19 protein-coding genes are annotated in these 23,664 nt (G+C 66.8%); 14 read left to right on the top strand and 5 right to left on the bottom strand.

Annotated elements, in window-relative coordinates:
- Positions 1–117 precede the first annotated feature (117 nt).
- A complete protein-coding gene (locus ACYVAN_RS22160; RefSeq protein ID WP_460962675.1) occupies positions 118–2,580 on the top strand; it encodes a Tex family protein in 2,463 nt (820 codons plus the stop codon).
- 165 nt (positions 2,581–2,745) lie between these two features.
- Here the strand turns inward: ACYVAN_RS22160 and ACYVAN_RS22165 are convergent, their stop codons facing one another.
- Positions 2,746–3,501 carry a MerR family transcriptional regulator gene (locus ACYVAN_RS22165; protein ID WP_460962677.1) on the bottom strand — a complete coding sequence of 252 codons (756 nt, stop codon included), beginning with the start codon at positions 3,499–3,501 and terminating at the stop codon, positions 2,746–2,748.
- A 213-nt stretch (positions 3,502–3,714) separates the two neighbouring features.
- On the opposite strand from ACYVAN_RS22165, the gene ACYVAN_RS22170 reads away from it, so the two are divergent.
- On the top strand, positions 3,715–4,515 hold the full coding sequence (locus ACYVAN_RS22170) for an SAM-dependent methyltransferase (RefSeq protein WP_460962678.1): 801 nt from the start codon (positions 3,715–3,717) through the stop codon (positions 4,513–4,515).
- 94 nt (positions 4,516–4,609) lie between these two features.
- Positions 4,610–5,725: an acyltransferase family protein gene (locus ACYVAN_RS22175; RefSeq protein ID WP_460962680.1), complete on the top strand. Its 1,116-nt coding sequence runs from the start codon at positions 4,610–4,612 to the stop codon at positions 5,723–5,725.
- A gap of 437 nt (positions 5,726–6,162) precedes the next feature.
- Here the strand turns inward: ACYVAN_RS22175 and ACYVAN_RS22180 are convergent, their stop codons facing one another.
- Together ACYVAN_RS22180 and ACYVAN_RS22185 are read right to left on the bottom strand one after the other, a co-directional pair.
- The gene (locus ACYVAN_RS22180) at positions 6,163–7,122 is read right to left on the bottom strand and encodes a hypothetical protein (protein WP_460962682.1); all 960 of its coding nucleotides are present in this window, start codon (positions 7,120–7,122) and stop codon (positions 6,163–6,165) included.
- A gap of 279 nt (positions 7,123–7,401) precedes the next feature.
- Positions 7,402–7,965, bottom strand: a complete 564-nt coding sequence (locus ACYVAN_RS22185) for a TetR/AcrR family transcriptional regulator (protein WP_460962684.1) — start codon at positions 7,963–7,965, stop codon at positions 7,402–7,404.
- 481 nt (positions 7,966–8,446) lie between these two features.
- Here ACYVAN_RS22185 and ACYVAN_RS22190 point away from each other — a divergent pair, with 481 nt between their 5' ends.
- The 4 genes from ACYVAN_RS22190 (at position 8,447) to ACYVAN_RS22205 (ending at position 14,195) form a co-directional block, all read left to right on the top strand.
- Entirely contained in the window at positions 8,447–9,961 is a 1,515-nt protein-coding gene (locus ACYVAN_RS22190; RefSeq protein WP_460962686.1) for an aldehyde dehydrogenase family protein, read from the top strand.
- A gap of 216 nt (positions 9,962–10,177) precedes the next feature.
- Positions 10,178–11,716 carry an APC family permease gene (locus ACYVAN_RS22195; RefSeq protein WP_460962688.1) on the top strand — a complete coding sequence of 513 codons (1,539 nt, stop codon included), beginning with the start codon at positions 10,178–10,180 and terminating at the stop codon, positions 11,714–11,716.
- A 20-nt stretch (positions 11,717–11,736) separates the two neighbouring features.
- Positions 11,737–13,287, top strand: coding sequence for a GMC family oxidoreductase (locus ACYVAN_RS22200; protein ID WP_460962690.1), 1,551 nt, complete (start codon positions 11,737–11,739; stop codon positions 13,285–13,287).
- Positions 13,288–13,514: 227 nt separating this feature from the next.
- Positions 13,515–14,195 carry an HNH endonuclease family protein gene (locus ACYVAN_RS22205; RefSeq protein ID WP_460962692.1) on the top strand — a complete coding sequence of 227 codons (681 nt, stop codon included), beginning with the start codon at positions 13,515–13,517 and terminating at the stop codon, positions 14,193–14,195.
- A gap of 130 nt (positions 14,196–14,325) precedes the next feature.
- Here the strand turns inward: ACYVAN_RS22205 and ACYVAN_RS22210 are convergent, their stop codons facing one another.
- The gene (locus tag ACYVAN_RS22210; RefSeq protein WP_460962694.1) at positions 14,326–14,967 is read right to left on the bottom strand and encodes a hypothetical protein; all 642 of its coding nucleotides are present in this window, start codon (positions 14,965–14,967) and stop codon (positions 14,326–14,328) included.
- Between the two features lie 546 nt (positions 14,968–15,513).
- On the opposite strand from ACYVAN_RS22210, the gene ACYVAN_RS22215 reads away from it, so the two are divergent.
- The 7 genes from ACYVAN_RS22215 (at position 15,514) to ACYVAN_RS22245 (ending at position 22,360) form a co-directional block, all read left to right on the top strand.
- A complete protein-coding gene (locus ACYVAN_RS22215) occupies positions 15,514–16,188 on the top strand; it encodes an HAD family hydrolase (protein ID WP_460962696.1) in 675 nt (224 codons plus the stop codon).
- A complete protein-coding gene (locus ACYVAN_RS22220; protein ID WP_460962698.1) occupies positions 16,185–17,222 on the top strand; it encodes a phosphotransferase family protein in 1,038 nt (345 codons plus the stop codon). The genes ACYVAN_RS22215 and ACYVAN_RS22220 overlap by 4 nt, the downstream gene beginning before the upstream one ends.
- Positions 17,223–17,388: 166 nt before the next feature.
- Positions 17,389–18,597, top strand: coding sequence for an acyl-CoA dehydrogenase family protein (locus ACYVAN_RS22225; protein WP_460962700.1), 1,209 nt, complete (start codon positions 17,389–17,391; stop codon positions 18,595–18,597).
- Between the two features lie 112 nt (positions 18,598–18,709).
- Positions 18,710–19,477 carry a 3-oxoacyl-ACP reductase FabG gene (gene fabG, locus ACYVAN_RS22230; RefSeq protein ID WP_460962703.1) on the top strand — a complete coding sequence of 256 codons (768 nt, stop codon included), beginning with the start codon at positions 18,710–18,712 and terminating at the stop codon, positions 19,475–19,477.
- Between the two features lie 11 nt (positions 19,478–19,488).
- Positions 19,489–20,670 carry an acyl-CoA dehydrogenase family protein gene (locus ACYVAN_RS22235; RefSeq protein ID WP_460962705.1) on the top strand — a complete coding sequence of 394 codons (1,182 nt, stop codon included), beginning with the start codon at positions 19,489–19,491 and terminating at the stop codon, positions 20,668–20,670.
- The gene (locus ACYVAN_RS22240) at positions 20,667–21,794 is read left to right on the top strand and encodes an acyl-CoA dehydrogenase family protein (protein ID WP_460962707.1); all 1,128 of its coding nucleotides are present in this window, start codon (positions 20,667–20,669) and stop codon (positions 21,792–21,794) included. Before ACYVAN_RS22235 ends, ACYVAN_RS22240 begins: the two co-directional genes overlap by 4 nt.
- Before the next feature lie 113 nt (positions 21,795–21,907).
- Positions 21,908–22,360 carry a MaoC family dehydratase gene (locus ACYVAN_RS22245; RefSeq protein WP_460962709.1) on the top strand — a complete coding sequence of 151 codons (453 nt, stop codon included), beginning with the start codon at positions 21,908–21,910 and terminating at the stop codon, positions 22,358–22,360.
- A gap of 60 nt (positions 22,361–22,420) precedes the next feature.
- On the opposite strand, the gene ACYVAN_RS22250 is transcribed toward ACYVAN_RS22245, so the two are convergent.
- On the bottom strand, positions 22,421–23,449 hold the full coding sequence (locus ACYVAN_RS22250) for a hypothetical protein (RefSeq protein WP_460962711.1): 1,029 nt from the start codon (positions 23,447–23,449) through the stop codon (positions 22,421–22,423).
- Between the last annotated feature and the right edge of the window lie 215 nt (positions 23,450–23,664).

Consider the following 23,664-nt stretch of genomic DNA (forward strand, 5'->3'; position numbering starts at 1 on the left):
ACCAGTCAGGTGGGTCGTGCGGACACGCCGACGCGAGTGCCGGGCAACCTCAGTATCGGTATCCGGCACAATGCACGGTGAGCTGGGTGGAGATCAAAGAGAGGTCGGATCAGGATCGTGACGACGGCTGTACATCAGAAGATCGCCGACGAACTCGATGTCCGGGAGCATCAGGTGCGAGCCGCTGTCGAGCTGCTCGACGGCGGAGCCACCGTGCCGTTCATCGCGCGCTACCGCAAGGAAGTAACCGGGACGCTGGACGACGCACAGCTGCGCACCCTCGAGGAGCGCCTGCACTACCTACGTGAGCTGGAAGAACGCCGGTCCACCGTGCTCGAGTCGATCCGCTCCCAGGGCAAGCTGGACGACGCGCTCGAAGCCAGGATTCACGCAGCGGACTCCAAGGCTCGGCTGGAGGACATCTACCTCCCCTACAAGCCGAAGCGACGCACCAAGGCGCAGATCGCGATGGAAGCCGGGCTGTCCCCGCTGGCGGAGGGCCTGCTGGCCGACCCGTCACAGGACCCCGAGGAGACCGCCGCGGCCTACGTCGATGCCGACAAGGGCGTCGCCGACGCCGGAGCCGCGCTCACCGGAGCACGCGCGATCCTGGTGGAACGCTTCTCCGAAGACGCCGACCTCATCGGTGAGCTGCGCGAACGGATGTGGTCACGTGGCCGCCTGGTTTCCCGGGTTCGGGAGGGTCAGGAAGAAGCAGGCGCCAAGTTCGCCGACTACTTCGAGTTCGACGAGTCCTTCACGGAGCTTCCCTCCCACCGGATTCTCGCGATGTTCCGGGGCGAAAAGGAAGAGGCGCTCGAACTCGTACTCGAACCCGAGCCCACCGACCAGGCGCCGGAAGGGGAAGGCCCCGGCAGCTACGAAGCCAGCATCGCGCAACGCTTCGGCATCGCCGACCAGGGCCGCCCGGCCGACCGCTGGCTCGGCGAGGTGGTTCGATGGGCCTGGCGCACGCGCGTGCTCACCCATCTGGGAATCGACCTCCGGCTGCGCCTCCGGCAAGCCGCGGAAGAGGAAGCGGTCCGCGTGTTCGCCGCCAACCTGCGCGATCTGCTGCTCGCCGCCCCCGCCGGAGCACGCCCCACGCTGGGCCTCGACCCCGGCTACCGGACCGGAGTGAAGGTCGCGGTCACCGACAGAACCGGCAAGCAGGTCGCCACCGACACGATCTACCCGCACCAGCCGCAGCAGCAGTGGGACGCGTCGATCACGACGCTCGAGCAGCTGGCCCGCACCCACGGCGTCGAGCTGGTCGCGATCGGTAACGGCACGGCCTCGCGGGAGACCGACAAGCTCGCTGCCGACCTGATCAAGCGACACCCCGACCTGGGACTCACCAAGATCTCGGTTTCGGAGGCCGGTGCCTCGGTGTACTCGGCTTCCGCGTACGCCACGCGGGACCTTCCCGACTTGGACGTGTCCCTGCGCGGAGCGGTCTCGATCGCCCGGCGCCTGCAGGACCCGCTCGCCGAGCTGGTCAAGATCGACCCGAAATCCATCGGAGTCGGTCAGTACCAGCACGACATCACCGAGTCGAAGTTGTCGCGTTCACTGGACGCGGTGGTCGAGGATTGCGTCAACGCGGTCGGCGTGGACGTCAACACCGCGTCCGCACCGCTGCTCACCCGGGTCTCCGGAATCGGAGAAGGCCTGGCCGACAACATCGTGCGGCACCGGGACAGCAACGGCCCGTTCCGCTCCCGCACCGCTCTCAAAGACGTGTCTCGGCTGGGACCGAAAGCCTTCGAGCAGTGCGCGGGCTTCCTGCGCATCGGCGATGGGGACGATCCGCTCGATTCGTCGAGCGTGCACCCGGAGGCCTATCCCGTGGTGCGTCGGATCCTGGACACCACCCAGGGCGACATCACCGAACTGATCGGCAACACCCGGGTCCTGCGCTCGCTGCGCCCTGACGACTTCGTCGATGACACCTTCGGACTGCCCACGGTCACCGACATCCTCGCCGAACTGGACAAACCGGGCCGTGACCCGCGTCCGACGTTCAAGACGGCCACGTTCGCCGAGGGAGTGGAAAAACTCCAGGACCTCAAGGCCGGCATGCAGCTGGAGGGCGTCGTGACCAACGTCGCGGCCTTCGGCGCCTTCGTGGACGTCGGGGTGCACCAGGACGGCCTGGTGCACGTCTCGGCCATGTCGAAGAACTTCGTCAACGATCCCCGCGAGGTCGTCAAATCCGGCGATGTGGTCCGGGTCAAGGTGCTCGATGTCGACGTGCCGCGCAAGCGAATCTCGTTGACGCTTCGACTCGATGACGAGGCCACCGCCGAAAACGGAGACCGTTCCGCCGAACGCGGCAAGCGGAGCGACCGCGGCGAAGGCGCCCGCGGCAAGGGTGGCCAGGCCGGAAGCGGCGGGAACGGTCGCGGCAAGGACGGCCGGCCCGAAGGCGGGCACGGCAATGGCAAGGGCAACCGGGCCGCAGGTAATGGGAACAGTGGCGGCAAGGGACGGTCCCGCGAGGGCGGGCGTCCTGCTCCCGCCGGAGGCGCCATGGCGGATGCGCTTCGCCGCGCCGGATTGACCGACGGCGACCGCTGAGGTGCGGCACGGCACGGGTGTCATGCGAGCGACATCCGTGCCCACGCCGTTCATGCGCAACGGCCTGGGCACCTGGTCGTCGGCGCACCTCCGGTGGGACCGGGGCCGGGGCCGGGGGTGCACCGCATTCGGCTACCTCCGGACGACCCGAGCGCGATCCGGTCGCTAGGAGGACTTCTCGGTGTGTTGCGCCTGTTCGAGCAGCTGGACGAGCCGGTCGCCCAACACCTCCGGGATGACTCGTTCCGCCGAGCGCGCCGCTGCCGCCCCCAGCGCCGACATCACCAGTTCCCGCAACCGCTGGAGCACGTCGGAGTACCGGACGACGTCGTCTCGGTGCGGCAGGCTGCCGGTTCCCTCCGGGTCGAACACCCGGGTGTGGACCAACCGCACGAGCATCTTGGCCACCCCATCGATGTCGTGCTGCAACCGCTCGGCGAGATCCAGTACCTCGCTGAGCGGTACCCCCAGATTCACGAGCTCCACGCCCGCGTCGAACAGCTGCGGACTGCGGGCGATGAAGTCGGTCCCGTTGCGTTCCAGCAGCCCGAGTTCGAGCGCGCGCTTGATGTTCTCGGCGGTGAGCTGAGTGCCGTAGAACTCGCTCAGTTCGGCCGCCGAGATCACCCGAGGCCCTTCTTCCGCCCAGGACGCGCCCATCGCTTCTTCCAACCCGAGCACGTCCGCCAGGCTGCGTCCGGCCTCCCACGCCGAGAGCATTTCCTTGATCTGCGCGAACGCGTAGCCGCGCTCCAGCATGTTGATGATCAGGCGCAGCCGAACCAGGTGCGCATCGGAGTACACGGCGGTCCTGCCCTCTCGCCGGGGCGGCGGCAACAGCTCCCGATCCTGATAGACGCGAACGTTGCGCACCGTGGTCCCGGCGCTACGAGCAAGATCGTCGATCCGATATTCCGCCACTCCTCGCAGTGTAGTTACCTCGACATCGACATCTCGTCCACGCCTGCGGGGAGGTCGCACCTTTTCCGCCGGGTTCGCACCGTCGCGGGCCCCGTGCTCCCCTCCGGAGAGAGGCGTCACGACCACGCTCGGCGTGGCGGGTGATGATCGACCAGGGTTCCCTTCGTCAGTACTGTGAGTTCGTATTCGCTTACGCACTGAAAGGGTACGGCTATGGCGCCGAGCGAGTGGATTCCGCATGACGTGGACATCGAGCGGCCGAGCGCCGCACGGATCTACGACTATTACCTGGGCGGCGGCAACAATTTCGCCTCGGATCGAGAGCTCGCGAAGAAGGTGCTCGCGGCGGCGCCCGAAATCCGCACCGCCGCACTCGCCAATCGGGATTTCCTGCAACGGGTGGTCCGTTACTGCATCAGCCGAGGAATCACGCAGTTCCTGGACATCGGATCCGGCATTCCCACCGTCGGCAATACCCACGAGGTGGCGCAGCAGATCGATCCGGAATGCCGCGTGGTCTACGTCGACAACGAGCCGGTCGCGGTGGCGCACAGCGAACTCATGCTCTCGGACATTCCCAACACCGCGACTGTGCAGTGCGATGCACGCGACGTCAAGGGGGTTCTCGACGCAGAGGCGACCAGGAACCTGCTGGACTTCGACAAGCCCGTGGCGATCTTCATGCTGGCACTGCTGCACTTCATTCCGGATTCCGAGGTTCCCGGCGACATGCTGGAGAGCTACCGCGCAGCCGTGGCGCCGGGGAGCGTATTCGCCCTGTCGCACGTGACGGGGGACGAGCTGCCCGAGGAGATGAACACTGTGGTCGATCTGTACGAGCAGAGCCAGAACCCGGGCACCTTGCGCAACCGGGCGGAGTTCCGGGCGTTGGTCGGTGGTTTCGAGGTGGTCGAGCCCGGCGTGGTCTTTCTGCCCGACTGGCGTCCGGATCGGGAACGAGACACGGATCCGGAGCGTTCCGTGTGCTACGGACTGGTCGCGCATGTCATGTGACCGGAGCCGATGCGGCGACTCACGCGTTTACACCTGTTCACCGCTGGGAACCGGCAGGCGTAAACGACAATCATCCCATTGGTAACGTGAACGGGTGCCCGAGAAGACTCAAGCGCATGCCTCCCCGACCTCGGGTAAGCGGAGCAATCGCAAGATCAGTTGGGACGTTGTTCGCGCAGGTTGCGTACTTCTCGTCATGCTGTACCACTCGACGTTCCTGAGTGTGTACCTCCATCCGGAGCTGATCCCGCGCAAGTTTGTATTCCCTTACCAGGTAGGCGCCAGCCTGTTGCTGGTCGTCTCGGCCTATTTCGCGTGCGTGACGATCGGCCGCGGCTCCCTGTTGCGGTACTGGTGGGGGCGGATAGCCCGGTTGCTTCCCTCCTTCCTCGTCGCGGTCGTGGTCATCTTCGTCCTGATGCGGTGGGCAGCGATCGAGGGCTGGTTCTACCCGACCGGCCAGGACCTGCTGGCCAACCTGCTCATGCTCTGGCACTGGCGACCGGAGGACTACTCCTTCATCGACGGCTCGCACTGGACCGTTCCGCTCCAGCTCATGGGCTTCACCGCGGCCGCCTTGCTCTACAAGTCCCGCTGGGGGCACGACCGGCGCATTCTCGTGGTGATGTGGCTGGCCGTACTGGTACCGATGGCGCAGTGGCCCTTGCGCGTTTCCGACCCACCGGACTTGTACCGGACGTTGGTCGACGGGTTCGGCCTGCACCGTTGGCACCTGTTCGTCGTTGGCGTGTCGATCTGGCTGTTGTCCACCAGACGCATCAGGTTGCCGCATTTCACTGCTCTGTTGGCCGCCTGCATGGCGGGTCAGGCGCTGCACAACTACGCGGAGACCCCGGAGGGACTGGTCGCCGACTGGGGCTCGACCACCGCGGTCTGCATCGGCATGGTCGTGATCACGGTGACGGCGAGCGGTCCGGATTGGGACCGAGTGGTGCCGTCGTGGTCGTTCCGACCGATCCAATGGTTCGCCAAGATCTCCTACGGAACGTTCCTGATGCATCAAACCGCCGGCTACCTGACGGCTCGGCTGCTCCAGAACCTCGGATTCGGCCCTACACTTCAGACCGCCGCCGCGCTGGCGACCGGGGTGTTCCTCGGTTGGGCGTTGACGCGGGCGGTGGAGACCCCGGCGCACACGTTCCTGATGGCCAACTTCGACCGCTTCGTCCCGCAGCGCAAGACGGCCTGAAGGCAGCGGCGAAAGGGTGTCGCCGCCGATCGGCGTACATCATCCGCCGACGCCGAGACCGACGGGAAGCGCCGAGGACCGACACGAGATCCTGGGTGTTGACGCGAGATCCTGAGGAGTCGACGGGGAAGGCGCCGGCTCTCCACACGCATGGTGAGTCGGCACATGACAAGTCGACATCGCTTGCCCAGGAGAACGTCGCATTCGATCGCGGATCCGGGCGCGTTGACCTCTCGTTCGGGAGCGTCGGATGAATTGCACACGTGCCGGAATACTGCATCCGGCACGATGCGCGCGCCACGCTCGATACCCGAAACTCCGGCGAGCAGAAGCCCTCAAACGCAGAACCCGTCAAACCCAGGAGCCACCAAGCGCGGGATCCGTCAAGCCGGTGTGGTGTCCGGCCCGGTCGGCCGGGCACCACACCGGCTCACGGCTCAAGTCGCGTTGGCCGCGGCCTCTTCGGCCACCGGCTCTTGGACCCGTTGTTCGGGAACCGTCACCTCGGGCTCCACCGGCACCTCAGGCGCCCGTCCACTGTGGACGACCTGGGTCACATAGGTATCGCTGCACTGCCCGTCGGTACCGTCCTCGGACGCCACCAGGAACGGTTCCGCGGTGAGTAGCACCTGTTGCGCGGAGCGCACTCGATTGGCCAGGTCCTGCCGCATTCGCAGCATGGTGTCCGCGTAGTCGTCAGCCCGGCGGATGCGCCGCTTCGCCTCCAGGGTGGCTTCCCGGACACGCCGCTGCGCCTCCTGCCTGCTCTTGTGCTCGCGATCAGCCAGCACCCGCATGGCTTCTTCCCGGCGGGCGGACATGGAGATCTCGAAGTCGGTCTCGATCTGGGTACGCCGCTGCTCGGCATCGTTGTCGAGCTTCCGGCGGTGCTGCTCGGCTTCGCGCGCCATCCGTTCGATATCCTGCCTGGTCTGCGCGAGCGACTCGTTCCGTTGTTGTTCCGACTGGCGACGCCAGTGGTCCGCCTCGGCCACCAGGCTCTCGTAACGAGCCCGCAGCTCGGCCGCCGACTGCTCCGCACGAGCCCACTCGTGCTCGGCAGTGGCTCGCGCGGAAGAAACGACCTCCGCGGCTTCGTCCTGCGCCAATCGGACCATCCGGCGCATCCGGTCCGACAGCGCCGATTCGTCGACAGGAGTGCGGCACACGTCATCGAGCTGCTTGCGCAGCGTCTCGATCTCCGCCCTGGCCTGGTTCAGCTCCTCCGACAGATCGGCGACCTGGCTCAACGCCGAATCCCGATCCTCGGTGAGCATGCGGACCTCGTTCTCGGTCTGCTGGATGTAGAACTTCACCTGCGATCGCCGAAACCCACGCCACACGACGTCGAAGTCCGACTTCAACGGCACGAGTTCCCGATCTTCGTTCTGCCCCACGGTCTCACCCCACTACAAGGTTGATCATCTTCAGTGCTGGAGCGAGCCACGCCCCGACGCGGCAATTCCGTTGTACACCTTCGAAAGCGGTCTGCGATGTGCTCCACCCGGCTACACGGGCAGTGCGCACGGGTTCGGCGCAAGCAGCGTCGCGGATCGCTGCCCACCATTGTTCACCCGGGCAGGCGCTAAGATCAACTGCCTGATCTCTTCGAGACCAGCAGGACACCGGGCTTAAACCGAACCGACACCGGGCGGAAATTTCCAGCTCGTCGAGCTCTACGGACGCGCCTCGAGCACGCGCCGGAAAATCATTTCAATCTCGTCTCGACTCGGCACCGATTCCCGGACGACCCCCTGCAGCAGCAATCCGCAGAACACCGCGGACAGCGTTCGCCCGGTGACCGCATCGGTGCAGGACGTGAACAGCTCCACCAGCGCGCCGTCCCACTCGTGACTGACGTCGCGCAACGCGGGGCGGTGCAGTGCCGCCACGTACAGCTCGTGCTCCACCACGGTCCGCGAGCGCTGCGGGCCGAGGTAGTGCAACACGAGGTCGCTCAGCGCACCCGCCAGGTCACCATCGACCCCCAGCGCCGAGTGCCAGTCGCGCAGCTCCGCGATGTCGTCCTCGGAGGCTTGCTTGAGCGCCACCGCGAGCAGGTCGTCGAGGGTACGGAAGTAGTAGGTCGTCGAGCCGAGCGGAACACCGGCTTCGGCCGCGACCGCCCGATGGGTCAGCTTCTCGATGCCTCGCTCCGCGACCACCGTGATGGCAGCACGGGCGATGCGCTCGCGGCGCATCGGATCCTTACGGCGGGCAGCGGGCTCGGTCGTGGTCATCGCGGCGCGGCGTTCCTCCTGTGCCAGTGAGCACTCAAAACGATCGGGGCACCGACAGCTTGCCACGAACCACGGGGGCAACGATGCGTCACACGTCACCGCAGGCGCGTTTTGCCTGTTCAGGACGAACAAATCAACGGGCGGACCTTCTTCGTCACCCGGTTTGATGTACAGATGTACAGCAATGGTGTTAGAGTCTTTTCCGGCACACAGCAGCGCGCCACAACACGAATCGTGCAGCGATCGCCAAAAGGGAAGTCTACGGCGATTTCAGAGGCACATTCCGTGCGGGTAGAGCGCACAAAAAGTGATCACCGGGCGAAGACGATCGATCGTGAGCATTCGCATTGCGCGATCATCGGATTCGCTCGAATGTTGATCCCAACATTCCTGGGTGGCGCCGCTGCGACGACACGAGCGATCCGTGAAATGACTTCCTCATGCGGACTCGCGACAAGCGATGAACCACAAGGAAACATCCATGCCGCAAACAGAAGGATCTCCGAACAGCACGCCGGGTGACGACAGCACGTTGTTCGTCGACGGCGCGTGGGAGGCACCGAGTTCCGGGGCCACCCGGCAAATCCACTCCCCCGCGGACGGCGCGCTCGTCGCCACGGTCGCCGAAGCCGACCGGCACGACACGGAACGCGCCATCCACGCCGCACGCCGGGCGTTCGACGACGGGGCATGGGCGAACAGCTCCGCGTGGGAACGCGGCGACCTGCTGCTCCGGGTGAGCGACATCCTCGTCCGGGACAGGGAGGAATTCGCTCGCGCCGAGTCGCTCGACACCGGCAAGCGGGTGGTGGAGAGCAGGTTCGACATGGACGACATCGCCGCCTGCTTCCGGTATTTCGGCAAGATCGCGGGCACGCAGGCAGGAAGCGTGGTCGACACCGGATCTCCGGACGCGATCAGTCGCGTAGTGCACGAGCCCGTCGGTGTCTGCGGTCTGATCACGCCGTGGAACTTCCCGTTGCTGCAGGTCGCGTGGAAGGTCGCACCGGCACTGGCCGCGGGCAACACGTTCGTGCTCAAGCCCAGCGAGCTCACGCCGAGCACCGCGATCCTGCTCATCCGCGCCCTGGCCGAGGCAGGCATGCCCGCCGGAGTGGGCAACCTGGTGCTGGGGACCGGTGCCGAGGTCGGAGCCGTGCTGGCCGAACACGCCGAGATCGACCTCGTCTCGTTCACCGGTGGTCTGCACACCGGCCGGGCCATCTCGGCCGCGGCCGCTCCGACCGTCAAGAAGGTCGCGCTCGAACTGGGCGGCAAGAACCCGAACGTCGTGTTCTCCGACGCCGACTTCGACACCGCCGTCGATTACGCGCTGATGGCCGTGTTCCTGCACTCCGGCCAGGTCTGCTCGGCGGGCGCCCGGCTGATCGTGCAGGACGACCTGCACGACGCCCTGGTCGACGAGATCGTGCGTCGGGCCGAACTGATCCGACTCGGCGGCCCCTTCGACATCGACGCCGAGACCGGCCCGCTGATCTCGGCGACGCACCTGGCGAAGGTCGAGGATTACGTGTCCAAATCGGTTTCGGAGGGCGCCGTCCTCCGCACCGGTGGCCGTCGACCGGAAGGTGAGCGGTACGCCGGCGGTCACTTCTACCTGCCGACCGTGCTCGACGAGGTCGAACAGGGTTCGTACGCCGTCACCGAGGAGTCGTTCGGACCGGTTCTGACCGTCGAACGCTTCACCAACGAGGACGATGCGGTGCGCATCGCCAACGACACGCACTACGGCCTGGCCGGAGCGGTGTTCACCTCGGACGTCAGCAAGGCGCAGCGGGTGGCGAACCGGATGCGTCACGGCACCGTGTGGATCAACGACTTCCACCCCTACCTGCCGCAGGCCGAATGGGGTGGCTACAAGCAGTCCGGGATCGGACGCGAGCTGGGACGCGGCGGACTCGCCGAGTACCAGGAGACCAAGCACATCTACCAGAACCTGCGCCCGGAACCCCCGCGCTGGTTCGCAGGCGAGTAAGGAGTTCCTCCGTCCACCGGTGGTGCCGGTGGGGACAGCGGACGGTCCCGGCGCGCCGCTTTTCCCGGCGCCCGGCCGTCGAGCGCGGATACACACGCGCTGCCGTGAGGCCGCGTGTATCCGCACACGCCACCGGCACCACCCGTTCGCGCAAACAACCACCCGGTACTGCCCGCCCAGCGAATGCGGGGAGGCCTGGGAAAGGAGTTACGGGGCATGAGCGCGCCCACTGGCGACTCCGAACTCAACGAGTTCGGTTACACCAACAAACTGAAGAGATCGCTCGGCAGCTTCCACACCTTCGCTGCCGGAATCAGTTACATCTCGGTGCTCACCGGCACCTTCCAACTGTCCTACTTCGGTCTCTCCCTGGGCGGACCCGCCTACTGGTGGTCCTGGCCGATCGTGTTCATCGGGCAGTTGTTCGTGGCGTTGAGTTTCGCCGAGCTGGCATCACACTTCCCGATCGCCGGTTCCATCTACAACTGGGCCAAGAAACTGGGTGGTCAGCACATCGGGTGGCTGGCCGGTTGGATGATGCTGCTGGCCTCGATCGTGTCCATCGCGGCCACCGCCCTCGCCTACCAGAACACGCTGCCCCAGATCTGGGCCGGCTTCCAGGTCGTCGGTGACGGCAGTGTGGCAGCCGACCAGGCGATCAACGGCATCCTGCTGGCCACCGCGTTGATCCTGTTCACCACCGTGGTCAACGCCTTCGGCGTGAAACTGATGGCCCGCATCAACAGCGCGGGCGTGTTCATCGAACTCGTCGCCGCCGTGCTGCTGATCGTCGCGCTGGCCATCGCCGCCGTCCGCGCACCCACCGTGGTGCTGGAGACCAACGGCACCGGCAACCAGCACTCCTTCGGTTACCTCGGCGCCTTCCTCGTCGCGGGTATCGCCTCCTCGTACGTGATGTACGGCTTCGACACCGCGGCATCGCTCGGCGAGGAGTCGGTGAACCCGCACCGCAACGCACCCAAGGCGATCCTGCGGTCGTTGATCGCCTCCTTCGTGCTGGGTGGACTCATCCTTCTGCTCGGCATGATGGCGATTCGCAACCTGTCCGCTCCGGAACTGAGCGAGAGCGGACTGCAGTTCGTGCTCAACGATGCGCTCGGGCCGGTGATCGGTCGACTGTTCCTGGTCGCCATCTTCGTGGCGATCACCGTTTGCGTCCTCGCCGTCCACACCGCGGCCATCCGCATCGCCTTCGCGATGGCCCGGGACAACGCGCTGCCCGCGGGTTCCAAGCTGGCCAAGGTGAGCCCGAAGTTCCAGACCCCGGTGATCCCGGCGATCCTCATCGGCGGCATCGCAGTCGCGCTGCTGGCGCTGAACATCAACCAGCCGCAGATCTTCACCGCGATCACCAGCCTGGCGATCATCCTCATCTACATCTCGTACCTGCTGGTCACCGTTCCGATGCTGATCGCCCGACTGCGCGGCAAGTGGTCCTCGGCGAAGCAGGCCGGCCGCTTCACCCTCGGCAAGTTCGGACTACCGGTCAACATCTTGGCCGTGCTGTGGGGTGCGTCCATGACGATCAACCTCGCCTGGCCCAGGCAAGCCGTCTACAACGCCGAACCGCCTTACCACTGGTACTTGCAGTGGAGTTCGATCCTGTTCGTCACGATCGCGGCCGTAGGCGGGTTCGCGTACTACTGGTTCGTCCAGCGTCACCGGATCGGTGTGCTGGCCGAGCACTCCGCACCGGAAGCAGCAACCCCTCAGGACCGCGAACCGGTCTCCTGAACAGAAACGGAGATTCGACCATGACCGAAGAGTTCGACTACGTCGTGGTGGGTGGCGGCAGCGCTGGTGCCGCGGTCGCGGCCCGCCTGTCCGAGGACCCGAACATCACCGTCTGCCTGCTGGAAGCGGGACCGTCCGATATGGACGACAAGGCGGTCCTGGAGCTCAACCGCTGGATGGCCCTGTTGGAGTCCGGCTACGACTGGGACTACCCGGTCGAACCGCAGGAACAGGGCAACTCGTTCATGCGGCACGCCCGCGCCCGGGTGCTCGGCGGGTGCTCCTCGCACAACTCGTGCATCGCGTTCTGGGCTCCTGCCGAGGATCTCGACGAATGGGAGTCGTTGGGTGCCACCGGCTGGGGCGCCAAGGACGTATTCCCGCTGTACAAGCGGCTGGAAACCAACGACGGCCCCGGCGAGCACCACGGCCGGAGCGGGCCCGTCACGATCCGCAGCGTCCCGCCGAAGGATCCCTCGGGTGTGGCGCTGCTGGAGGCCTGCGAACAGGCGGGCATCCCGACCACCGAGTTCAACTCCGGCAAGACCGTCACCCACGGCGCCAACTGGTTCCAGATCAACGCCCGTGAGGACGGCACCCGCTCGTCGTCGTCGGTGTCGTACCTGCACCCCATCATGGGCAAGCGCCCGAACCTGGAGGTGCGCACCGGGATCCGGGCCAAGAAGGTGGCCTTCGACGGCACACGGGCGACCGGTGTGGACTACCTCGATCCCGACCTCATCCACACCAGAACCGTGCGAGCCCGGCATGAGGTCGTGCTGAGCACGGGCGCGATCGACACCCCGAAGCTGCTGATGCTCTCCGGGATCGGGCCCGCGCAGCACCTGGCCGAGGTCGGTGTGGACGTGCTCGTCGACTCCCCGGGAGTCGGTTCGAACCTGCAGGACCACCCGGAGGGGGTCATCGGTTGGGACGCCAAGCAGCCGATGGTCACCGATTCGACGCAGTGGTGGGAGATCGGCATCTTCACCACCACCGAGCCGGGCCTCAACCGTCCGGACCTGATGTTCCACTACGGTTCCGTTCCGTTCGACATGCACACGGCCCGACAGGGGTATCCGACGACGGAGAACGGGTTCTGCCTGACCCCGAACGTCACCAGGAGCCGGTCGATCGGCACCGTCCGGCTCAACACGCGGGACTTCCGGGACAAGCCGAAGGTCGACCCGAGGTACTTCACCGACCCGCACGACATCCGCGTGATGAGTGAGGGGATCAAGCTCGCCCGCAAAATCGTCTCGCAGCAGGCGATGCAGGGCTGGGCCGGCGCCGAACTGCACCCGGGGCCGGATGTGCGCACCGACGACGAGATCGCCGACTACATCCGCAAGACGCACAACACCGTGTACCACCCGGCGGCTTCCGTGCCGATGGGCGCTGACGACGACGCGGACGCGCCGCTCGACGCCCGCCTGCGGGTCAAGGGTGTCCAAGGACTGCGGGTCGCCGACGCCTCGGCGATGCCCTTCCTGGTGGCGGTGAACCCGAACATCACCACGATGGCCATCGGTGAGAAGTGCTCGGACATGCTCAAGGAGGACAACGCCTGAGCATCGATCGTGTTCCGGTGCGCCGGCTGCCCCGAACGACCACGCACCGATCATGATCGCCAGAGAGCCCTTCCGGTCCCCCGTTCCGGAAGGGCTCTCTACTTTTCCGCGGCAGGAACGACGAGGTCGGCGACGTGATCTCGCGCTCTCAGCGGTACGGGAAATCGGACGGTCGTGGTCGAATCGACCGGACAGATCCCTCCGACGGACGCGGGAGTAGGCCGGCGATGACGACGCGGCAGAACAACAAGAAGGCCCCGGTTTGGACGTCGGTGCTGGCAGCGGTGCTGCTGGGCGGCGGATGGCTGCTGTTCGAGTCCGGCTGGCTCGACTCGTGGCTGTCCGGATCGGACTCCGGCTCGCCCCCCGCTTCTTCGGGCGCCGCCGGTGATCACCTCGGCGAACTGAGCGTGGCTCCGGCCGGCTCGATGGACGGTTACTCGCGGGATGCCTTCGACCACTGGGTTTCCCAACCGTCGGCGGGCAAGAACTGCAACACGCGGGAAGCCGTGCTCAAGCGCGACGGTGACGGAGTCGCCGTCGACGGTGCCTGCGAGGCCACGTCCGGCTCGTGGGTCAGCGACTACACGGGTGAGACCCTCACCGACGATTCGAAGCTCGACATCGACCACATGGTCCCGCTGGCCAACGCTTGGCGGAGCGGTGCGAACGAGTGGTCGGACGAACGTCGCGAGCAGTTCGCCAACGACATGCAGCGCCCGCAGTTGCTCGCCGTCGATGCGGGGTCCAATCGCTCCAAGGGCGATCAGGGGCCGGCGGAATGGCAACCCGAGATCGAGCTGTGCGCGTACGCCACGGATTGGATCACGGTCAAACACGAGTACGAGCTCTCCATCACGTCGGCCGAGAAGACCGCATTGGAGAACATGCTGGCCGGGTGCGCCTGATCGACCGGGGGTGCCGGATCGAGGAACAGGCACCTTTCCCGTCGTTTCCGGGAAAGGTGCCTGTTCCTCGGGAAAGTCGATCACCCCGGGGTGGCCGGTCGATCCGTTCACCCGGGGTGGCGGTCGTCGGTCACTCGATGGCGGTGGTGGTCAGCACGGGGTTCGGGTCCGGGTAGCAGCTGGAGGGCACGTCGGTGTCGCCGAGCAGTGTCTCCACGACGGCGTTGAACGTCAGACCCGGATCGTCGTAGCTGGTTCCGTCGAGTCGGGTCTCGATCGCTCCGGAGTCGCCTGCGGTCAGGTGTGCGGTCACGGTCGGCAGCTCGAACTCGCTGCCGCCGGCCATCGGTCCGTCCACGTGCAGGATGGCGGTGTCACCTTCGACCGTCAGGGTCGGTTCGGCGCCGCCGAGACCGCTTCCTCCTTCCATGTCGGTCGAAACGAGCGTGGAGTTCTCGGGAATCGGAATCCGCAGGTCGAGGCCGTCGACCTCCTTGACGGTGTACCCGTTGACCTCGGCCGGAACCGTGTTCACCGCCGGGTCGATGACGATGTCCAGGTTTCCACCCGGGGCTACCGTCTCCGGTGCGACCACGTCCGCGGACTGGCCGAGGCTGAATTCCTGCTGCCCCACGGGAGAATCACCGGAGCAGGCGAAGTTGATGTCGAAGCTCTCCGCCGCAGCCGGTGGCGCGAGCGCCAGCACGGGGGCTGCGGCGAATACGGTGGCGGTCAGGGCGCGGGCGCCACGAACGCGAAGCGAAGACTTCATGTGGTCCACCTCGAATCTTGGTAGAAATGCGGATTTTTACAGCTCGTAACCGCGGCCCGGAAATACTTACCGGCGAGTAAAGCAAGCGTCAACGCGGCTGTGTTTCCCAACATTCCCAGTGGTCACGCTTCGCAGCGTAGTCGCGCGCACCCCGCAGCCGACTACCCTCCATCCGGCGCGATCAGCGTTGCGAAACAACGAAAATCTTCACCCGCGCGCACGCTTGCCGTAACACTCGGCGAGCCCCTTGGGCCGATTGAGCGCACATCGGATTTCCCGTTCGGCCATGTTCCAAGAAACAGCGAAAACGACGAAAAAAAGCTTTCCCGCCAATCTCGTGGCGACATGGCGCCACACTCCCCTGACTGAGCCGACCGCCGGAACGAGCGGTGGAACTGTGGAAGTCCACCGGCCGCACGACGGCAGTGCGTCACGGCCCCCCGCGGCCGGCGCTCCACCGACGCGATCGCCCTCCCGAGGCGCCGGGTGAACCTTCTGGGGGCAGACCCTAGCGGACATACCGTCTAGTCGGTACGGTCCATGGGCATGGCCTCCAGCTCCGGACCGATCCGCGCGGCGATCTTCGACTACGGCGGGGTCCTCACCACACCGGGACGCGTCGCGATCCTGGCGTGGCTCGAAAGAGAGCGGATCCGCCCCGATACGTTCTCGGCGACGCTCAAGGCCTGGCTCTCCCGCAAGGCACCCGACGGCACACCGCTGCACCGCTTGGAAACCGGCGAACTGGGCATCGCGGAGTTCAACCAACTACTCGCGGAACGCCTGGTCACCGTCGACGGCGGCCCGGTCGCCGCCGAAGGGCTCCTCGGCCGACTGTTCGCGAACATGGCGCCCAACCCACCCATGTTGGAACTCGTCCGCCGAGTGCGCGACAACGGTCTGCGCACCGCGATGCTGTCCAACAGCTGGGGCAACGACTATCCCTGGGACCACCTGACCGGGCTCTTCGAAGTCTCGATCGTCTCGGGCGAAGTCGGCCTGCGCAAACCCGACCCGCGCATCTACCGGATGATGCTCGACCGGCTCGGACTGCACCCGCACGAGACGGTGTTCGTCGACGACGGCGCACCCAACATCGAGGCCGCCGATCAGCTCGGCATGCATACCGTGCTGCACGAGAACACCGATCACACCCACGCCCGGCTGGCCGAACTCCTGCCCGAACCGCCCTTCGCCCCCACCGCCGAGGAGAACCGTTGACCGACAGCGCCTCTACCCACGAGCTGCCCGGACTCGACCTGGTCCGGTTGCGCGAGCACCTCGAAGCCGAACTCCCCGGACTCACCCGCGGGCCGCTCACGGGCGAGGTCGTGCAGGGCGGCCGCTCGAACCTGACCTACATCGTCGGCGACGGCACCGACAAATGGGTCGTACGGCGACCGCCCCTCGGACACGTGCTCGCCACCGCTCACGACATGAGCCGCGAGTACCGCGTGATGACCGCCCTACGGGAGACCTCCGTTCCCGTACCGCGGACCCACCTGCTATGCCAGGACGAAGAAGTGATCGGCGCGCCGTTCTACGTGATGGAGTACGTCGCCGGAACCGTCGTGCGCACCCCGGAAGACACCGATCGGCTCACACTCGACCAGCGACGCGAGCTGTCCTTCCAGCTCATGGACGTGCTCGCCGACCTGCACGAGATCGCGCCGCAGGAGGTCGGCCTCGAGGAATTCGGGCGCCCGGACGGCTTCCTCGAACGACAGGTCCGCCGCTGGAACAAGCAGCTGGCCGCCTCGCAGAACCGCGAGATCGAGGGTGTCGCCGAACTGGCCGAACGGCTCGCCGAAACTGTCCCCACCACCCGGCGGTCCGGCATCGTGCACGGCGACTACCGGCTGGACAACGTCATCATCGATGCGAACCACGACATCCGCGCGGTGCTGGACTGGGAGATGGCCACCCTCGGCGATCCGCTGACCGATCTCGGCCTGCTGATCGTGTACTGGGACGGGTTCGGAAACATCGCGGAAAACCCCGTGGTCAAGGGCGTCGGCCCGCAGTACGGGTATCCCACCTCGCAGGAAATTCTCGACCGCTACGCCGCACGCAGCGGAGCGGACCTCTCCCAGCTCCACTGGTACATCGCGTTCGGATACTTCAAGATCGCGGTCATCCTGGAAGGAATCCACTACCGCTACACCCAGCAGCAGACCGTCGGCGAAGGTTTCGACCACGTCGGTGCACTCGTCGCTCCGCTGGTGGCCGAAGGACTGTCCGCGCTCGACCCGTAGAGATCGGCTCCGTACCTGCCGGCGGACCGATCGCCGCCGTGTCCCGTGGAGGGCATCCGGAAGCCGGGCCACCACGAATCCCGCCACCGATCACCGATCCCCGGCCATCTCGCGGACCCGCCGGACCGCGCCGTTGACCGGTTCCCCAGCCCGAGGAGGCATCAGCATGGACTTCTCCTTCGACCAGCGGACCGAAGATCTGCGCGAGCAGATCACCGAGTTCATGACCGAGCACGTCTACCCGGCCGAGTCGGTACTCGCCGAACAGGTCGCGGAGGCCGACAGCCCGTGGACGCACCCACCCATCGTCGAGGACCTCAAGGCCAAGGCGCGCGCCGAAGGGCTGTGGAACCTCTTCCTGCCCGAGGAGCACGGTGGGCAGCTGACCAACCTGCAGTACGCACCGTTGGCCGAGCTCATGGGCAGGAGCCCGCAGCTGGCCCCCGAGGCGATGAACTGCTCGGCGCCGGACACCGGGAACATGGAAGTCCTGTCGATGTTCGGCACCGAGCAGCAGCGCGAGCGGTGGCTCAAGCCGCTGCTGGACGGCGAGATCCGATCGGCGTTCTGTATGACAGAGCCCGAGGTGGCCTCGTCGGACGCGACCAACATCAGCACCCGCATCGAGCGCGACGGCGACCACTACGTGATCAACGGGCGCAAGTGGTGGTCTTCCGGGGCCATGAGCCCGAACTGCGAGATCCTGATCGTCATGGGCAAGACGGACCCGGACGCCGAGCGGCACCGGCAGCAGAGCCAGATCCTGGTTCCGATGGACACCCCCGGAGTTCACGTCAAGCGGGGCATGCGGGTCTTCGGCTACGACGACGGTGATCACGGCGGGCACGCCGAGATCGTCTTCGACAACGTGCGGGTTCCCGCCGAAAACATCATCCACGGCGAGGGCGAGGGCTTCGCCATCGCTCAGGCCAGGCTCGGACCGGGGCGAATCCACCACTGCATGCGGGCGATCGGAATGGCCGAGCGCGCATTGGAACTGATGTGCAGGCGCGCCAGCGATCGCATCGCGTTCGGCTCGCCCATTGCCGACCAGGGCATTGTTCAGCACTGGATCTCCGAAGCCCGCATCCGTATCGAAACGAACCGCCTGCTCACGCTCAAGACGGCCTGGCTCATGGACACTGTGGGCAACAAGGGGGCGCACACCGAGATCCAGGCGATCAAGGTCGCCGTCCCGGAGATGGTCACCTCGATCATCGACCGGGCGATCCAGACCCACGGAGCCGGTGGCGTCAGCCAGGACTTTCCACTGGCCTCCCTCTACGCCCACGCTCGAACCCTGCACATCGTCGATGGTCCCGACGAGGTGCACCGCCGATCGCTCGCGCGACGCGAGCTCAAGCAGTACCGCTGAGCCACCGGTAGGAGCACCGACGTCGCGGAACCGACCCGGCCGTGGCGCGCGTTGTCCCCCAACCGGAATCACGTAAAACTCGCACCACCGAATACGAACAGGGAGCACCAACATGTCGAATCCGAACGCCACCGGCCGCGCCGCCATCGTCACCGGAGCAGCACGCGGCATCGGCGCGGCGACGGCGAAGCGGCTCGCGGCAGACGGCTACTCGGTCGGGGTCGTGGACCTGGACGAGAAGCAGTGCGCCGAAACGGTCTCGGCCATCGAGTCCGACGGTGGCAGGGCAGTGGCTGTCGGGGCCGACGTCAGCGACGCCGCGCAGGTCGACGCCGCGGTCACCCGCGTCGCCGAGGAGCTGGGCGCCCCGCTGGTGCTGGTCAACAACGCCGGGGTGCTCCGGGACAACATGCTGTTCAAGATGTCCGAGGACGACTGGGACACCGTGATGTCGGTCCACCTGCGGGGGGCGTTCCTGATGAGCAGGGCTGCCCAGAAGTACATGACCGAGGCGAAATGGGGGCGCATCGTCAACCTCTCCAGCACCTCCGCCCTCGGCAACCGCGGCCAGGCCAACTACTCGACGGCCAAGGCCGGTCTGCAGGGGCTGACGAAGACCCTGTCGATCGAGCTCGGCAAGTTCGGCGTGACCGTCAACGCCATCGCCCCCGGGTTCATCGCCACCGACATGACCAAGGCGACCGCCGAGCGGGTGGGCGTTTCCTTCGAGGAGTTCACCAAGGCCGCCGTCGCGCAGATCCCGGTCGCCCGCGCGGGCGCCCCCGAGGACATCGCCAACACCGTGTCGTTCTTCGCGGGTGAGCAGGCCGGCTTCGTCTCCGGCCAGGTCATCTACGTCGCCGGCGGCCCGAAAGCTTGAGGAGTCCGACAATGGTCGACGAGGACGAACTTCGCAACCGTGTTCGGGACTTCCTGTCCGAGCACGATCCTGCTTCGACGGAGCCCCTCACCTTCCTGCGGGCACGTTTCGACGCCGGGCTGGCATGGGTCCACTACCCGCGCGAATTCGGTGGCATGGACGCCCCGCGTGCGCTGCAGCCCGTGGTGGAGGAAGAATTCGCCGCCGCCGGAGCCCCGAACAACAGCCCGCGCAAGAACTCCATCGGACTCGGCATGGCCGCTCCGACGATCCTGCGGTTCGGCTCGCACGAACAGCGCGAGCGGTACTTGCGTCCACTGTGGACGGGCGAGGAGATCTGGTGCCAGCTGTTCAGTGAGCCCGGCGCCGGATCGGACCTCGCCGCGCTGTCGACCCGTGCTGTTCGCGACGGTGACGACTGGATAGTCGACGGGCAGAAGGTGTGGACTTCGCTGGCGCACAGCGCCCGGTGGGCCATCCTGGTCGCTCGCACCGATCCGGACCTGCCCAAGCACAAGGGTCTGACCTACTTCATCTGCGACATGACCGATCCCGGTGTGGAAGTGCGCCCGCTGCGCCAGCTCACCGGCGAGGCCGAGTTCAACGAGGTATTCCTCTCCGGCGCCCGCATCCCGGACTCGCAGCGCCTCGGCGAAGTCGGACAGGGCTGGGAAGTCGCGATGGGCACCCTCATGAACGAGCGCGTGGCCATCGGCGGCAGCAACACCGCCCGTGAATCGGGAATGATCGGGATCGTCGCCGACGCTTGGCGGCGCAATCCCGAACTGCGCACCAGCGGAATGCACGATCGACTGCTGCGGTTGTGGGTGGATGCCGAAGCCACCCGGTTGACCGGAGAACGGCTGCGCCAGCAGCTCGCCGTCGGCGCCCCCGGCCCGGAGGGATCCGCGGCCAAACTCTCGTTCGCCAGGTTGAACCAGGAGATCTCCGGTTACGAACTCGAACTGCTCGGCGAACAGGGACTGACCTACGAAGACTGGACGTTCCGACGCCCGGAGATCACGGACCTCACCGCTCGCGACGGCGGTTACCGCTATCTGCGGGCAAAGGGCAACTCCATCGAGGGCGGCACTTCGGAGGTGCTCCGCAACATCATCGCGGAGCGCGTCCTCGGGCTGCCTCCCGAACCCCGTGCCGACAAGGACGTTCCGTGGAAGGAGCTGCCGCGTTGACTTCTTCGGACCTGCTCTACAACGAGGTCGAGGACGACCTCCGCGACAACGTGCGCAGGTTGGCCCAGCAGCGCTGCGACTGGACCGACGTGCTCGCGAGGTGTGAGAGCGACGAGCCCTACGACCTCGCGCTGTGGCGCACGCTGGCCGACGAGATGGGATTGGCCTCGCTGCTCGTGCCCGAATCCGCGGGTGGTGCGGGCGCTAGTGCCCGAGAACTTGCCGTGGTCGCCGAGGAACTCGGGCGAGCGGTAGCACCCGTGCCGTTCCTCGGCAACGTGCTCACCACCGCGGCCCTGGTGGAGTGTTCGCGGCAGCCGAAGGCCGCCGAGGTCCTGCCCCGGCTGGCCGGCGGTGCGCACGTGGCCACGCTCGCCGTCGGACTGACCACCCCGCCCTTCGCCGAGTTCCCCACCGCTGTCCGCGCCGACGGCGGCTCGTTGTCCGGCACGGTCAACGCGGTTGTCGACCTCGAGGTCGCCGATTCGGCTCTCGTCCCGGTTTCCGGACCCGATGGCCCCGCGCTGCACTGGCTCGACCTGACCGCTGCCGGGGTGTCCGTCCAACCGTTGACGCCGCTGGACCTGACCCGCCGCATCGGCAGGCTCACCCTCGACGGTGCGGTCGGGGAGGAGATCGCCCGCGGTGACGACGCCGAGCGGATCCTGCGTCGAGCTCTGCTCACCGGCGCGGGGATCCTCGCCTCCGAACAGGCCGGACTGGCCCAGCACTGCCTGGACGCCACTGTGGAGTACGTGCAGACCCGGTACCAGTTCGGTCGCCGGATCGGCTCCTTCCAAGCCGTCAAGCATCGGCTCGCGGACTTGTGGACCGGGGTGAGCACGGCTCGTGCTGCCGCCCGCAACGCCGCCGACGCGCTCGCTCGCGCCGATGCGGAAGGCGAGCTGGCAGTGGCGGTGGCGCAGGCGTACTGCTCGGACGTGGTCGTGCTGGCGGCCGAGGAATCCTTGCAGCTGCACGGTGGAATCGGAATGACCTGGGAACACCCCACCCACCTGTACCTCGGCCGGGCCAAGAGTTCCCAGCTCACCTTCGGCATCGCCGAACGGCACCGCGCGCACATCGCCACGCTGGTCGACATCGAAGCGCCCACGGCAAGCTGATCGCTGCGCGCGCGGCCACGCGCGCGCAGCGCCACCACGGTGGGTCGGGTGGGGTTCCGCCACCCGACCCACCGCAGCGTCCACATCGAAAAGAGCAGTCCCGAGGAGTTCGCATGCGGGTTTTCGCCACTCCCGAGCAGATCGTCGCCGCGAAAGGCGAGAAGCTCGGCAGCAGTGATTGGCTGACCATCACCCAGGAGCAGGTCAACCAGTTCGCCGACGCCACCCACGACCACCAGTGGATCCACGTGGATGCCGAGCGGGCCGAGCAGGGACCGTTCGGCGGCACGATCGCCCACGGGTTCCTCACGTTGAGCCTGCTACCCCACCTCAACTCCCAGACCTACCGGTTCGAGGACGTCAAGATGGGGATCAACTACGGCCTCAACAAGGTACGGTTCCCCAGCCCGGTCCGCGTTGGTTCGCGGGTGCGGTCGCACACCGAGCTCACCGAGGTCACGGAGATCTCCGGGGGCCTGCAGCTGACTGTCGACGTCACCATCGAGATCGAGGGTGCCGACAAGCCGGCGTGCATCGCGGAGAGCCTGACCCGCGTGCTCTTCTGAATCGAGAACCGACGGCACCCGGAACTCGACAGAGGTCCGGGTGCCGCTCTCCTCCACGCCCTACGCCTCGATCAGCGCCCGCCTGCAGGCCGCCCATTCGGAATCCGCCCACTCGTCTGGCATCTCCGCCATCGAGGCGGTCGCCGAGTCCTTGGCGGCCTGCACATCGCCGAGCTCCCGGAGCACGAGAGCGCGTTGGCCGAGGAAAAAACCCGGCGTGTACCAGTAGCCCGACCTCGGCAGTTCCCGAGCGGGGGGCAACGCCTCGACCATTCGATCGGCCTCGATGAGCAACCTCGCCGCCTCCGAACGATCACCGCGCTTCGCCACGATCTCGGCGCGCTGGAACACCAGGTAGGTGCGCAGACCGATGTTGACTCGAGTGTCCCGCCCCGCGGCCTCGGCGAGTGCTTGCGCAGTGCGCAGATCGCCGGTGCGCATGGCGACATCGGCTTGGAACGAAAGCGCCGTGGCCAGGCGCAGCGGGTCGTCGGCTTCCAGCGCGAGCGCGACCGCGCGGTCGAAGTGCCGGAGCGCGACCTCCCACAGCCGGCTCGGCACGTAGAGCCAGCCGAGGTACTGGGCGATCTCCGAGGACAGGCCGACCGCCTGCTGCCGGATCCGCCCGCGCGCGTCGGCGACCATCCGGTCGACCAGGGCGCGCTGGGCAAGCACGCTCGGCAGCACGTCGGCGGCGCTGGTTTCGTCTTCCAACTTCCGGATCCCGGCCAGTACCCGGGCAAGCGAGTCGAGCGCGGCGGCATCGGTCCTGCGTGGGAAGCCCCTGACGGCGGACAGCCGTTCGTCCTCGTGCGGCTCCACGTGGCCTTCCGGGACCGGAGTGATGCTCGGCCCGTTGCCGGGTGCGTCGCGCAGCGCCGACCGTGCTCGGTTCGGCGGCAGGAAACCGAGCGCGGAATCCGTTCCCACGCCCAGGATCGCGCGGAACCCGGCGCGATACTCCCGCCCCGGCCAGCGGACCGCACCCCGCTCCAAACGCGCGACGTAGTGCGCGTCGAGGGCACCGGCGCGATTGGTGTGGTGGTGCAGCCAGGCGTTGACCGCGTCGGCCAACTCCTGGCGTGACAAGCATTCCCCAGGCAATCTGCGCGAGGGGACGGCTTCTCGCGCGGATCGCAACCGCTCGTTGCGGACCATGCGGCGATGCTTGCACGAACGACGGCATGGACCAACCTGCCGCACGGAGCAACACCCGTTCAGCCCAGCTTCACGCGATCAAATGCCCTGAACCGGCACACCCCCGAAGAAACCGGTCCCTCCAGCGCAGGTCCTCCGGGCGCTGC

The organism is Parasphingorhabdus pacifica, from assembly GCF_054779195.1.

What these genes read in the sequence shown, in the direction of transcription:
- ACYVAN_RS22170 (WP_460962678.1), top strand. Translation starts at nt 3,715, where the DNA reads ATGGCGCCGAGCGAGTGGATTCCGCATGACGTGGACATCGAGCGGCCG.
- ACYVAN_RS22185 (WP_460962684.1), bottom strand. Translation starts at nt 7,965, where the DNA reads ATGACCACGACCGAGCCCGCTGCCCGCCGTAAGGATCCGATGCGCCGC.
- ACYVAN_RS22190 (WP_460962686.1), top strand. Translation starts at nt 8,447, where the DNA reads ATGCCGCAAACAGAAGGATCTCCGAACAGCACGCCGGGTGACGACAGC.
- ACYVAN_RS22195 (WP_460962688.1), top strand. Translation starts at nt 10,178, where the DNA reads ATGAGCGCGCCCACTGGCGACTCCGAACTCAACGAGTTCGGTTACACC.
- ACYVAN_RS22200 (WP_460962690.1), top strand. Translation starts at nt 11,737, where the DNA reads ATGACCGAAGAGTTCGACTACGTCGTGGTGGGTGGCGGCAGCGCTGGT.
- ACYVAN_RS22205 (WP_460962692.1), top strand. Translation starts at nt 13,515, where the DNA reads ATGACGACGCGGCAGAACAACAAGAAGGCCCCGGTTTGGACGTCGGTG.
- ACYVAN_RS22210 (WP_460962694.1), bottom strand. Translation starts at nt 14,967, where the DNA reads ATGAAGTCTTCGCTTCGCGTTCGTGGCGCCCGCGCCCTGACCGCCACC.
- ACYVAN_RS22215 (WP_460962696.1), top strand. Translation starts at nt 15,514, where the DNA reads ATGGCCTCCAGCTCCGGACCGATCCGCGCGGCGATCTTCGACTACGGC.
- ACYVAN_RS22225 (WP_460962700.1), top strand. Translation starts at nt 17,389, where the DNA reads ATGGACTTCTCCTTCGACCAGCGGACCGAAGATCTGCGCGAGCAGATC.
- fabG (WP_460962703.1), top strand. Translation starts at nt 18,710, where the DNA reads ATGTCGAATCCGAACGCCACCGGCCGCGCCGCCATCGTCACCGGAGCA.
- ACYVAN_RS22235 (WP_460962705.1), top strand. Translation starts at nt 19,489, where the DNA reads ATGGTCGACGAGGACGAACTTCGCAACCGTGTTCGGGACTTCCTGTCC.
- ACYVAN_RS22245 (WP_460962709.1), top strand. Translation starts at nt 21,908, where the DNA reads ATGCGGGTTTTCGCCACTCCCGAGCAGATCGTCGCCGCGAAAGGCGAG.